At 64.0% G+C, this 11,943-nt stretch carries 11 protein-coding genes; 5 read left to right on the forward strand and 6 right to left on the reverse strand.

Features of this window, described 5'->3' with window-relative positions:
* Positions 1–52: 52 nt before the first annotated feature.
* On the reverse strand, positions 53–703 hold the full coding sequence (locus H0274_RS10155) for a M48 family metalloprotease (protein WP_226795222.1): 651 nt from the start codon (positions 701–703) through the stop codon (positions 53–55).
* Positions 704–1,451: 748 nt separating this feature from the next.
* The gene (locus H0274_RS10160; protein ID WP_226795223.1) at positions 1,452–2,060 is read right to left on the reverse strand and encodes an HNH endonuclease; all 609 of its coding nucleotides are present in this window, start codon (positions 2,058–2,060) and stop codon (positions 1,452–1,454) included.
* Positions 2,061–2,181: 121 nt separating this feature from the next.
* Between H0274_RS10160 and gluQRS the strand changes: the two genes are divergently transcribed.
* The 4 genes from gluQRS (at position 2,182) to H0274_RS10180 (ending at position 4,841) form a co-directional block, all read left to right on the forward strand.
* Positions 2,182–3,051: a tRNA glutamyl-Q(34) synthetase GluQRS gene (gluQRS, locus tag H0274_RS10165; protein WP_226795224.1), complete on the forward strand. Its 870-nt coding sequence runs from the start codon at positions 2,182–2,184 to the stop codon at positions 3,049–3,051.
* Positions 3,048–3,278: an HIG1 domain-containing protein gene (locus H0274_RS10170; RefSeq protein ID WP_226795225.1), complete on the forward strand. Its 231-nt coding sequence runs from the start codon at positions 3,048–3,050 to the stop codon at positions 3,276–3,278. The genes gluQRS and H0274_RS10170 overlap by 4 nt, the downstream gene beginning before the upstream one ends.
* 36 nt (positions 3,279–3,314) lie before the next feature.
* Positions 3,315–3,908, forward strand: coding sequence for a cob(I)yrinic acid a,c-diamide adenosyltransferase (locus H0274_RS10175; RefSeq protein WP_226795226.1), 594 nt, complete (start codon positions 3,315–3,317; stop codon positions 3,906–3,908).
* 63 nt (positions 3,909–3,971) lie between these two features.
* Positions 3,972–4,841 carry a 3-hydroxyacyl-CoA dehydrogenase family protein gene (locus tag H0274_RS10180; protein ID WP_226795227.1) on the forward strand — a complete coding sequence of 290 codons (870 nt, stop codon included), beginning with the start codon at positions 3,972–3,974 and terminating at the stop codon, positions 4,839–4,841.
* Positions 4,842–4,852: 11 nt separating this feature from the next.
* Here H0274_RS10180 and H0274_RS10185 read toward each other — a convergent pair whose 3' ends face one another.
* Complete coding sequence (locus H0274_RS10185; protein WP_226795228.1) at positions 4,853–5,248, reverse strand: hypothetical protein; 396 nt, start codon at positions 5,246–5,248, stop codon at positions 4,853–4,855.
* A gap of 57 nt (positions 5,249–5,305) precedes the next feature.
* Positions 5,306–7,906 carry a DNA mismatch repair protein MutS gene (mutS, locus tag H0274_RS10190; RefSeq protein WP_226795229.1) on the reverse strand — a complete coding sequence of 867 codons (2,601 nt, stop codon included), beginning with the start codon at positions 7,904–7,906 and terminating at the stop codon, positions 5,306–5,308.
* Between the two features lie 113 nt (positions 7,907–8,019).
* On the opposite strand from mutS, the gene H0274_RS10195 reads away from it, so the two are divergent.
* Positions 8,020–10,284, forward strand: a complete 2,265-nt coding sequence (locus H0274_RS10195) for an NADP-dependent malic enzyme (RefSeq protein ID WP_226795230.1) — start codon at positions 8,020–8,022, stop codon at positions 10,282–10,284.
* A 21-nt stretch (positions 10,285–10,305) separates the two neighbouring features.
* On the opposite strand, the gene H0274_RS10200 is transcribed toward H0274_RS10195, so the two are convergent.
* Positions 10,306–11,070, reverse strand: coding sequence for a sulfite exporter TauE/SafE family protein (locus tag H0274_RS10200; protein ID WP_226795231.1), 765 nt, complete (start codon positions 11,068–11,070; stop codon positions 10,306–10,308).
* Positions 11,071–11,161: 91 nt separating this feature from the next.
* Positions 11,162–11,878: a tRNA (guanine(46)-N(7))-methyltransferase TrmB gene (gene trmB / locus H0274_RS10205; protein ID WP_226795232.1), complete on the reverse strand. Its 717-nt coding sequence runs from the start codon at positions 11,876–11,878 to the stop codon at positions 11,162–11,164.
* Positions 11,879–11,943: the final 65 nt, after the last annotated feature.

Here is an 11,943-nt window from a genome sequence, read left to right on the forward strand (position 1 = left end):
GCGAGGTCGCTCTCGTTGGGGCCGATGCCGTCGCGGCCGTGAATAACCTGGTTCAGTCGTCTCGCCGGGGCGATCTTAGTGCGCGTTTCTGGGCCAGATCCTGTTCGTGCCTGTGGATCGCCTCGGCCTGACGCCAGCCCGCTTCAATCATCTCCATGCGCAGTTCGCGCCCCGGATGAGAGGGTGTCTCGACGTCCTGCATCATCGCTCTGGGATAGGCCTGCGTTTCCGTCAGTGTTGCTCCCATGCGGTAGAGCATAAACCCCGAGAAATGATCTGCCTCCAGTTCTCGCTGTCGGAAATCCCGATCGTTGTCAAAGATATGTCCCTGAAGATGGTGCCCGATTTCATGGGTGAGGACACTGATTGCTGCCCAATCGGGACTGTCCGACCGGTCATGCGCCCGTTTGATGAATTCGGGATTGTACATGATCACCCGGTTTGGCCCCATGGCATAAGCAAGCGCGTTTGGGACATTCGCCGGATAGGCTACGAAATTGGGCTTGAGCCCGACATGAGAACAGATGTCTTCGATAGTGGTGAGCACATCGAGGTCCGGCAACTCCATGCGACCGAGAAGCTCGACGCTGCTCTGCTGTCCGATGGTGAAGTCGCGATGGCTGTAGTCTTGCGCGCCAACCCTGCCAGGATTGGCGCCATGAACACCGAGCAACAGTGCTGCGACCATTAGGCTGTTTCGCATAATCCTCTCCTGTTTTTATGTATTTGAGGAGTGTTGATGCAAAGCTGCAGGAGTCTCGGAACCCTCTCTTGCGATGTTCGCCAAAAATCGCGAAATAGGGGACAATCCTCTAAGGCAGCCAATAGCTGAACCTCCTCAGTGAGGACTCACGCCTTCGTCGCAAAGTTGTCAAAGGCACTTAGGTGCAATGTCCCAAAATGGAAGATTATCGTAGCCGGAGGGATTTCGACCTTAGGCCTGGTCGATATGCAGTTCAGGTCGAGTCGGAAGCGGAGAGAACTGCCATTTGCAGGCCGGCATGGGCTGAATGCCGATCCGGCCTGAGCCAGAGGAGAAAGCCCCATTATCGCTCTCCGGTGAACCGGAAAGGGCTTGGGGCATAGCTCCGGGATCGTCTGAAACAGACAGTCCGAAAGCGGCCAGATTTTCCAGTCATGCGGCGGTAGTGCGGGGCTGGAACAATCGTTTTCCTACCTCGCCCCAATCTGCTTCATCCTGCGGGATGACCGGTACCGCCCTCTTTTCACTCCGAGCTTCGCCCGCCCTCAGGGTGACACGTCCTCTTTGCGGAAAGTCACACATCGCAATCCGCCGCGCCGCCGTTGCGACACGGACCGGTTGGGAAAATTCCGCTCGAACCCATGCAAAACCGCCAGTTTTTCAGTCTGCGCGGGCCCCCCGTGCCCCGAACCTGCGCCCGAAGGTCACAGGGTTTCGCGGGCCGTTCCGCGTCACTTTCGCAAGGCTCTCAGGCTTCCAGTTCGATGTCCCAATAGAGCCAGTCCCGCCAGGTTTCGTGCAGGTAATTGGGCGGGAAGCTCTTGCCCTGTTGCTGCAATTGCCAGCTGGTGGGCCGGATCGGCGTGACCAGCGGAGGCATGCCCGCCTGTGCCGGGGTGCGGCCGCCCTTCCGCATATTGCAGGGCGCGCAGGCGGTGAGGATGTTTTCCCAGGTCGTCTTGCCGCCCAGACGGCGGGGGACCACATGGTCGAACGTCAATTGATGGGGGCTGCCGCAATATTGGCAGGTGAATCTGTCGCGCAGGAACAGGTTGAAGCGGGTGAAGGCGGGAAATTCGTTAGGCCGCACATATTGCCGCAGCGCGATCACCGAAGGAATCTTCATGTCCAGCGAGGGCGAATGTACTTCGCGCTCATAGCTGGCCACCACATCCACCCGTTCGAGGAAAATGGCCTTGATTGCCGTCTGCCACGGCCACAGGCTCAGCGGGTAATAGGAGAGCGGTGTATAATCGGCATTGAGAACCAGGGCCGGGCAACTGTCCAGCCTCCGCATGGGGTCACCCTCCGCACTGCGGAAATGGGCTGCCCGTTCGATCAGATCGGCTTTGAACACGGTGCTGTGTCCTCCCTGATAGACGCAAGGGAGCATTTGCCTTGAAAAGCGTCAAGCCTGTTACAAATCGGGAATCCACAGGAATTTTGCCGATTCGCATCCGAAAGAACTCACCAGCTACATGATCGTTACCCGTTTTGCCCCCAGCCCTAACGGGCCGCTGCATCTGGGCCATGCTTTCGCGGCCCTGATCGCGCATGATCTGGCGCGGGAAAGGGGCGGACGTTTCCTGCTGCGGATCGAGGATATCGATGGCGTGCGCAGCCGGACGGAGCTGGCCGATGCCTTCCGTGCCGATCTCGCCTGGCTGGGGCTGGAATATGAGGAAGTGGCCCCGCAATCCTCCCGCCTGGCCAGTTATGGCGCGGCGGCGGAGCGATTGAAGGCACAGGGCCTGCTCTATCCCTGCCGGTGCACCCGCGCGCAGATCGCGGCGGCAGTGGCGGAAAAGGGCACGCCCAGCGGGCCGGACGGGCCGATCTATCCGGGCACCTGCCGGGGCAGGGCGGTTGATCCGGCGGGAGAAGTCGCCTGGCGGCTGGACATGGCAAAAGCTGTCGCGCTCGCCGGGCCGCTGGAATGGACCGATGAACTGGCGGGCGTACAGCGCGCCACGCCGGAAATCTTCGGGGATGTGGTGCTGCTGCGCAAGGAAGCGCCCGCCAGCTATCACCTCGCCGCCACGCTGGACGATGCGGCCGACGGGGTGACGCTGGTGACACGGGGGATGGACCTGTTCCCGGCCAGCCATGTCCACCGGCTGTTGCAGGCATTGCTCGGCCTGCCGGTGCCTTTGTGGCATCACCACCAGTTGCTGGTGGACCGTGAAGGCAGGAAGCTGGCCAAGAGGCGCGGTTCGGGCACAGGCCTGCTGGGGCTCACCGAATTGCGGCTGGCGGGGGAAGATGGCCGGGCGCTGGCCGCTTCCCTAAGGGACAGGGTGCTGCCTGCTGGCGTTTTCACGAGCGAAGGCCTAGATAGGGGCTTATGAACACGTTCCTCGTCATCGTCCTGATCGGCCTGATGGCCATGGTGGTCTATTCGCTGGTGCGGGGCATCATCGCCTTCCTGCAGACCACGCGCCGCGATATCGACAGCGGGGGCGAGAAGAACCTGCGCGAGCTGCAATTGCAGCAGAACAAGATGATGTTCGCGCGCGTCAAATATCAGGCGCTTGCGGTTGTGGTGATCATTCTCATCCTGGCCATGTCCCGCTGATCGGCGGAAAGCTGATCGGCAGTAGGCTGGACGGCGATGGTCAGGCTCTCGAAAATCTATACCCGCACGGGGGATGACGGCACTTCAGGCCTCGTCGATGGTTCGCGCCGGGCGAAGGCCGATCCCCGCTTCGAGGCTATCGGCGCAGTGGATGAGGCCAATTCCGCGCTGGGCCTGCTGGCGGTGGCGCTGAAGGGTAACGCTCATCTGGCGGGCGTGATCCGGGCGCAGAACGATCTGTTCGATCTCGGCGCGGATCTTGCGACTCCGCTGGGCGGGATCGGAGGGGAGGATTTTTCCCCTTCCGAAATGTTGCTGCGGATCGTGCCCGCGCAGGTCACCGCGCTCGAAGCGGTCATTGATAGGCTGAATGAAGGGGTGGAGCCGCTGCGCAGCTTCATCCTGCCGGGCGGCACCGAAGCGGCGGCCCGCGCCCATATCGCCCGCGCCGCGGTGCGCCGCGCCGAACGGGCGATGGCGGCTCTGGCCGGGGCGGAGCCGGTGAACCCGGCGGCGCTGCAATATATCAACCGCCTGTCCGACTGGCTGTTCGTCCTCGCCCGCGCGCTGAATGTGGATGCGGGCGGCGATGTGCTGTGGCAGCCTGGGGCGAACCGCTCGCCGGGATGAAACCATGGCGCGGGGACTGCACACTCGCTAAGCTTCTGCTGCAATTGCGAAGGATTTGAACGCATGGACATGGTCGGCGTGATCGGGGCGGGGCAGATGGGTTCGGGCATTGCCCAGACAGTGGCCCAGCGCGGCATCGAAGTGCTGCTGTGCGACGTCGATCTGGCGCTGGCCGAAAAGGCCAAGGCGAAGATCGAGAAAGTGTTGGCCCGGCTGGTGGAGAAGGAGAAGATCTCCGCTGCCGATGCTTCCGCCACGCTCGGCCGGATCGTGCCGGTGGCCGATTATGCGCCGATGGCCGGGGCGGGCATCATCATCGAAGCCGCGACCGAGCGGGAGGATATCAAGCGCGCCATCTTTGCCAAAGCGGGCGAAGTGCTGGGCGCGGATGCGATCCTGGCCAGCAATACCAGTTCCATCCCCATCACCCGCATGGCGGCCGGCACGGCTGACCCGGCGCGCTTTATCGGGCTGCATTTCTTCAATCCCGTGCCGCTGATGCAGCTGATCGAAGTGATCCCCGGCCTTGCCACCAGCCCCGATACGGTGGCCCGCACCCGCGCCTTTGCCGAAAGCCTGGGCAAGCAGGTGGTGATGAGCGGGGACGAGCCGGGCTTCGTGGTCAACCGCATCCTGCTGCCCATGATCAACGAGGCATGCTTCGTGCTGGGACAGGGTACGGCCAGTGCGGCGGATATCGACAAGGGCGCCCGGCTGGGCCTCAATCATCCGATGGGGCCGCTGGAACTGGCGGATTTCATCGGGCTGGATACCTGCCTTGAAATCGTGAAGGTGATCTTTGCTTCCACTGGCGATTCCAAATATCGCCCGGCGCCGCTGCTGGCCAAATATGTCGATGCCGGCTGGCTCGGCCGCAAGACAGGCCGGGGCTTTTACGACTATTCCGGCGAGGTTCCTGTTCCGAGCGTTTAGAAGGCGGTCGCCTAGTTCTTCTTCAGGACGGCCACGCCATTGACCATTTCAAAGCGGGAGCCGGAATCGCCGGTCGAGGCGTTTCCGCCCTCTTCCATGCCGTCGCTCGTGCCCGCATCCTCGCGGGGTGTGGGATCGGTACCCGTGGCGGGATCGACCAGTTCCTCGTCTTCCATATATTCATGCGTCACCGGCTGTGCGGCATCGGCAGGCGGCGGCGCTTCGGTGGGAAGCGGCGGCGGCGGGGCGACCGGAGCGCTGGCCTGCGGGAGCGGGGCGGCAGGACGCGAACTGAAGCGCGAGAGCAGCCCACCATCCTCGTCACCCACCAGCACATAGGTTGCGAGCAGCATGAAGGCGACAAAGCCCGCTGCGAACCAGCGGTTCTTGAAGATGAACTGATTCATGCCCGCCTCATAACGAGAGCACGGTTAATTCCTGGTAAGAGCCAGTGGGCGGCTGCCTTACGCGGGCGCGGAAAGGCGCTTCAGCTCGTAAAGCAGGTCCAGCGCTTCGCGCGGGCTCAGCGCGTCGATATCCAGCCCGTCCAGCCGGTCGCGCAGCGCGTCGCGGGATTCTTCCTCCTGCATCTGCGCTGCGGCGAATAGCGGCAGGTCGCCCAGACCCGCAGCCAGCCCCCCGGTTTCGGCGCGGCCCTGTTCCAGCCGGTCGAGCACCTGCCGGGCGCGCTTCACCACCAGATCCGGTACGCCTGCCAGCCGCGCGACGGCGAGGCCATAGGAACGGTCTGCCGGGCCGGTGGCCAGTTCGTGCAGCAGCACCAGATCGCCCTTCCACTCCCGCGCGCGGACGTGGTGGAGCGACAGGGCCTCGCAGGTTTCGGCAAGGCGAGCCAGTTCGTGATAATGGGTGGCGAACAGGCAGCGGCAGCGGTTCTTCTCATGCACCGCTTCCACCACGGCCCAAGCCAGCGCCAGCCCGTCATAGGTGGAAGTACCGCGTCCGACCTCGTCGAGGATCACGAAGCTGCGCTCGCTTGCCTGGGCAAGGATCGCGGCGGTCTCCACCATTTCGACCATGAAGGTCGAACGCCCGCGCGCCAGATTGTCCGATGCGCCCACGCGGCTGAACAGCCGGTCCACCAGCCCGATCCGCGCGGCCTCTGCGGGCACATAGCCGCCCGCCTGCGCCAGCAGCACGATCAGCGCATTCTGCCGCAGGAACGTGGATTTACCGCCCATGTTCGGACCACCGATCAGCCACAGCCGGTCGGCGGGGGAGAGGGTGCAGTCATTGGCCACAAAGCGTTCGCCGCTGGCGGCCAGCGCCTGCTCCACCACCGGATGGCGGCCGCCCCTGATGTCCAGCGAAAGGCTTTCGGAAATCTCCGGGCGGCACCAATTTCCTTCCGCGGCACGTTCGGCCAGGCCCGCGGCCACATCGATCCGGGCGAGGGCGGCGGCGGTCGCGGCGATCTGCTCGCGCGCGGCCACAACGGCGGCGGTCAGCTCCTCGAAATGGGCTTCTTCGGCGGCAAGGGCATGGCCTCCCGCCTCCGCGATGCGGCTCGCTTCCTCATGCAGTTGCAGCGAATTGAAGCGCACCGCATTGGCCATGGTCTGCCGGTGCGTGAAGCCGCTCTCGGGCGTCATCAGTCTGTCGCCGAAGCGGGCGGGCACCTCGATGAAATAGCCCAGCACGCCATTGTGGCGGATTTTCAGCGCAGAAATGCCTGTCTCATCGCGATAGCGGGCCTCCATCGCGGCGATGGCGCGGCGGGCATTGCCCGATACGGCCCGCAATTCGTCCAGTGCATGGTCATAGCCTTCGGCGATGAAGCCGCCCTGGCTGCGCTCAGTAGGAGGAGTAGGGACGAGTGCGCGACCGAGCAGGTCGGTCAACGCGCCATGGCCGCCCAACCGGGGCAGCAGATCGTCAAGCAAGGCGGGCCGGCCATTGCGCCGCCGCAAATGCTCCCCGATATTGCGTGCTTCATTCAGCCCGTCGCGAATCTGGCCGAGATCGCGGGGGCTGCCGCGCCCGGCCACAACCCTGCCCAGTGCGCGGCCGATATCGGGCGCGCCGCGCAGCACTTCGCGCAGATCGGCGCGCAGCAGCGGATCTTCATGGAAATATTGCACCAGCGCCAGCCGGGCGGTGATGGCACCGGCATCGGTCAACGGGGCGGAAAGATCGTCTGCCAGCTGACGCGCACCCGCGCCGGTCACGCAGCGATCCACCGCCGCGATCAGGCTTCCGGCCCGCCCGCCCTGCTGGCTTGAGAGAATTTCCAGGCTGCCGCGCGTTGCCTCGTCCATCGCCAGCCGTTCCTCGCCCGCGCGGGCTTCGGGCGGCAGCAGGAAGGGCAGTTTGCCCCGCCCGACGTGCTCCAGATAAGCAACCAGCCCGCCCGCTGCCGCCAGCATGGCCCGGGTGAAGCTGCCAAAGGCATCCAGCGTGGCGACCTCATGCAGCCGCTTGAGCTGGCCTTCGCCTTCATCGCTGGCAAAAGTGGTGCGCGGGCGGGGAATCGCGCCGAAGGGCGCCTCGGCCCAGCCTTCGGGCGCGACAAGTTCGCTCGCCCCGATCCGGGCGAGGGCTGCGTTCATCCGCTCGGGCGCGCATTCCTCCAGCTCCATGCGGCCGGTGGAGATGTCGCATGCGGCTATGCCGATAGTGCCGCGCAGATCGCAGACTGCCGCCAGCATATTGGCACGGCGCGGTTCCAGCAGCGCTTCCTCGGTCAGCGTGCCTGCCGTGACGAAGCGCACGATGTCGCGCCTGACCAGGGCCTTGTAGCCGCCGCGGGCCTTCGCTTCCTCCGGAGTTTCAACCTGTTCGGCAATCGCCACACGGCAGCCGGCCTTGATCAGCCGGGCAAGATATCCTTCCGCCGAATGGACCGGGACGCCGCACATCGGCACGGGTGCCCCGCCATGTTCGCCCCGGCTGGTGAGCGCGATATCCAGCACCTGGCTGGCGATGCGGGCATCCTCGAAGAACAATTCGAAGAAGTCGCCCATGCGGTAGAACAGCAGGCAATCGCCTGCCTCCGCCTTAAGGGCGAAATATTGCTCCATCATCGGGGTTGCGGAACTGGACATGATCCCGGGGGGTTAGACTGCAAAACCGCGATTCGGGAGGGCGAAAGGCAAGCTTTCCCCTATCGCGTCGCACTCAGGCCGGTTAGTGCGGGTTTGCACACAGGGAGGAATTCTTGGCCGAAGACGAAAATCTGCGTTTCACCACCCGCGAAGCGCTGTTCTATCATGAGACCATCCGCCCCGGTAAGATCGAGATCGTCGCTTCGAAGCCGGTGGCAACCCAGCGCGATCTCTCGCTTGCCTATTCGCCCGGCGTGGCGGCTCCGGTGGAAGCGATCGCACAGGATCCTGCCAAGGCAGCGGACTATACGGCGCGCAGCAATCTGGTGGCGGTGATCACCAATGGCACTGCCATTCTGGGCATGGGCAATCTGGGCGCGCTGGCGGCAAAGCCGGTGATGGAAGGCAAGGCCGTGCTGTTCAAGCGCTTTGCCGATGTCGATGCGATGGACATCGAACTCGCCACGGAAGATCCCGAAGCCTTCGTCAATGCCGTGGCCCTGATGGAGCCGACCTTCGGCGGCATCAACCTTGAGGATATCAAGGCCCCTGAATGCTTCATCATCGAGCAGGCCCTGCGCGAACGGATGAAGATTCCCGTGATGCATGACGATCAGCACGGCACCGCGATCATTACCGCGGCCGGGCTCATCAATGCCTGCCATATTACCGGGCGCGACATCAAGAACGTGAAGGTAGTGGTGAACGGGGCGGGCGCGGCGGCCATCGCCTGCACCGCGCTGATCAAGGCGATGGGCGTTCGGCATGACAATGTGATCATGTGCGATCGCAGCGGCGTGATCTGGCGCGGCCGGACCGAAAGCATGGACCAGTGGAAGAGCGCCCATGCCGCCGACACTCCCGCCCGCTCGCTGGAAGAGGCACTGGACGGGGCCGACGTGTTCCTGGGCCTTTCCGCCGCAGGGGCACTGAAGCCCGATTGGGTGAAGAAGATGGCCCCGCAGCCGATCATCTTCGCCATGGCCAATCCGGACCCGGAAATCACTCCGCCTGATGCAAAGGCCGTGCGCCCCGATGCGATCGTCGCCACGGGCCGCAGCGATTATCCCAATCAGGTCAACAACGTGCTGGGCTTCCCCTTCATCTTCCGCGGCGCACTGGATGTGCGCGCCACCGCGATCAATGAAGAGATGAAGATCGCCGCCGCCGAAGCCATCGCCTCGCTCGCGCGGGAAAGCGTGCCGGAAGAAGTCGCGGTCGCCTATGGCAAGAACCAGAGCTTCGGCACGGAATATATCATTCCTGCCCCCTTCGATCCGCGCCTGATGGAGCGGGTTTCCGCCGCCGTCGCCAAGGCGGCAATGGATACGGGCGTGGCGACCAGGCCGATCGAGGATTTCGAGGCCTATCGCCTCAGCCTCAAGGCGCGCCTCAACCCCACCACTTCGGTCCTGACCCAGGTCTATGCCGATGCGCAAAGCGATCCCAAGCGGGTCGTCTTCGCGGAAGCGGAAGAGGAAGTGACCCTGCGCGCCGCGATCCAGTTCAAGGATTTCGGCTATGGCGTGCCGGTGCTGGTCGGCCGCACTCAGGCGGTGCGCGACAAGCTGGTGGAACTGGGCGTGAGCGACCCGGATTCCTTCGAGATCCAGAATTCGGCCGTTTCCGAATATGTCCCGGCAATGGTGGAGTTCCTCTACAAGCGGCTGCAGCGGCGCGGCTTTACCGAGCGGGACGTGCGCCGCATGGTGAATCAGGAACGCAACGTATTCGCCTCGCTGCTGGTTGCGCTCGGCCATGGCGATGCGATGATATCGGGCACGACCCGGCCCTTTTCCCAGACCATGCGCGAAGTGCGCCATGTGCTCGATCCCAAGCCGGGCGCAATCCCCTTCGGCATGCACATGATGATCGGCAAGAACTACACCGCCTTCCTGGCGGATACGACGATCAACGAACGGCCCAGCGCGGAAGAACTCGCGCAGATTGCCTGCGGTGCGGCGCAGGTGGCCAAGCGGCTCGGCCATGAGCCGCGCGTTGCCTTCCTCTCCTATTCCACCTTCGGAAACCCGCCGGGCAAGTGGCTGGAGAATATCCGCGATGCCGTTCACATCCTGGACGCGCAGGGCGTGGACTTCGAATATGAAGGCGAAATGGCGCCCGACGCCGCGCTGAACCCCAGGGTGATGAAGCTCTATCCTTTCAGCCGCCTGTCGGCCCCGGCCAATGTGCTGATCATGCCGGGCCTGCAATCGGCCAATCTTTCGGCCAAGCTGCTGCGCGAACTAGGCGGCAATGCCACGATCGGACCGATGCTGATCGGGATGGAAAAGCCGGTGCAGATCGCGCCGATGACGGCCATCGCGCCCGATCTGCTGACTTTGGCCGTTCTGGCCGCCGCCGGGGTTGTCGGGTAATCCGGCAACCCCGCGAGGGGATTAGCTCAGCGCGGCATATACGCCATAGGCGCTGGTCAGGGTCAGGACGAGGCCGGCCAGGATCAGCATCGCCTTGGTGCTGAAATGCTTGGCAGCATAGGCGCCGAAGGGCGCGGCCACTACGCCGCCTATCAGGAAGCCCAGCGTCGGCCCGGCAAGGTCCGCCATGCCGAGCTGCGAAATGAAGGCGGCGGAAATGGTGAGGGTCAGGAAGAACTCCACCGCATTCACCGTGCCGATCACCTTGCGCGGCTCTGCCCCCTGCACCAGCAGATTGGAGGTCACCACCGGGCCCCAGCCGCCGCCGCCCGCCGCATCGAGAAACCCGCCGACCAGGCCCAGGGGCATCACATGACGCGGGGTGCGCGGCTTGGGAGGATAGAGCAGGCCGCGCGCCAGCAGATAGAGGCCCACCAGCGTCAGATAGCCCAGCACATAGGGTTTGATGATCGCGCCATCGATGGAAGACAGCAGATAGGCCCCGGCAACTCCGCCGATCATGCCGGGTATCAGCAGGCGGAAGAACAGCGCCTTCTCGATATTGCCGTGCAGCAGGTGGCTGATGGCGGAAGTGGCGGTGGTGAAACATTCAACCACATGCACGCGCTGCGAGGCGAGGGCGGGCGGAACCCCCAATACGCCTACCAGCAGCATGTTGGACAGCACGCCAAAGGCCATGCCCAGCGCGCCGTCTACCAGCTGCGCGGCAAAGCCCACCGCAATGAACGGCAGAATTGCGCCAATGTCGAAACCTGAAAAGTCCATGACGCCCACCGTTGCCGTTTCCAGGGCGGTCAGATGCAGCGGAGGGCGGCGGCGGGAAAGATAGATTTTCTACGCGGGCAGGCCGACGAACTCACTTCCGGCGATAGCGGAAATACCAGACCTCGTGCCCATAGACGGTGCGCGCCTTGTGTTCATAGCGCGTCTCGCACCAGCCCGAGGGGCGGTTTTGCCAGTCTTTCGGGCCCGCAGCCAGCCATTCGAACTGGTGCATGTGGCGCTGCATCACCATCAGCGCATGGCGCAGATAGGTCGGGTGATCGGTGCCGAAGCGGAATTCGCCGCCGGGCTTCAGCTTGGCCGCGATCATGTCCACCGGGCCATCGTTCATCATGCGGCGCTTGGCATGGCGTGCCTTGGGCCAGGGATCGGGATGGAGCAGATAGACGAAGGACAGGGCTTCGTCCGGTATGCGGGCCAGCACTTCCAGCGCGTCGCCATGATGGATGCGGACATTATGGATCGGCGGGTGCTTGCCGCCATCGCCATCCAGATGCGTCAGCGCCTGCGCCACGCCGTTGAGGAAAGGCTCGGCTCCGATGAAACCGTGATCGGGCAACAGGTCGGCGCGATAGGCCATGTGCTCGCCCCCGCCGAAGCCGATTTCGAAATGCAGCGGGCAGTCACGCCCGAACAGGTGCTCAGCGGTTACGGGCCCTTCTTCCGGCACGGCAATCTGCGGCAGCAATTTGTCGACAAGGTCCTGCTGCCCGGCGCGCAGGGGCTTGCCCTTGGCGCGGCCGTAAAGCCGGTTGAGCGTGGTCGGATCGCCGGATTTGTATGCAGTCATGGGGCAGTGCCCCTAAACGAAAACCGCCCCGGGGCAAGGCCTCGGGGCGGTGTTCAGATCCCGAT

This window comes from Fulverythrobacter ferritrahens (assembly GCF_020539485.1).
GTDB lineage: Bacteria > Pseudomonadota > Alphaproteobacteria > Sphingomonadales > Sphingomonadaceae > Andeanibacterium > Andeanibacterium ferritrahens.

Bases quoted from the DNA above. Each gene is read 5' to 3' on its own strand.
- H0274_RS10155 (WP_226795222.1), bottom strand. From the start codon at position 703: ATGCGAAACAGCCTAATGGTCGCAGCACTGTTGCTCGGTGTTCATGGC.
- gluQRS (WP_226795224.1), top strand. From the start codon at position 2,182: ATGATCGTTACCCGTTTTGCCCCCAGCCCTAACGGGCCGCTGCATCTG.
- H0274_RS10170 (WP_226795225.1), top strand. From the start codon at position 3,048: ATGAACACGTTCCTCGTCATCGTCCTGATCGGCCTGATGGCCATGGTG.
- H0274_RS10175 (WP_226795226.1), top strand. From the start codon at position 3,315: ATGGTCAGGCTCTCGAAAATCTATACCCGCACGGGGGATGACGGCACT.
- H0274_RS10180 (WP_226795227.1), top strand. From the start codon at position 3,972: ATGGACATGGTCGGCGTGATCGGGGCGGGGCAGATGGGTTCGGGCATT.
- H0274_RS10185 (WP_226795228.1), bottom strand. From the start codon at position 5,248: ATGAATCAGTTCATCTTCAAGAACCGCTGGTTCGCAGCGGGCTTTGTC.
- mutS (WP_226795229.1), bottom strand. From the start codon at position 7,906: ATGTCCAGTTCCGCAACCCCGATGATGGAGCAATATTTCGCCCTTAAG.
- H0274_RS10200 (WP_226795231.1), bottom strand. From the start codon at position 11,070: ATGGACTTTTCAGGTTTCGACATTGGCGCAATTCTGCCGTTCATTGCG.
- trmB (WP_226795232.1), bottom strand. From the start codon at position 11,878: ATGACTGCATACAAATCCGGCGATCCGACCACGCTCAACCGGCTTTAC.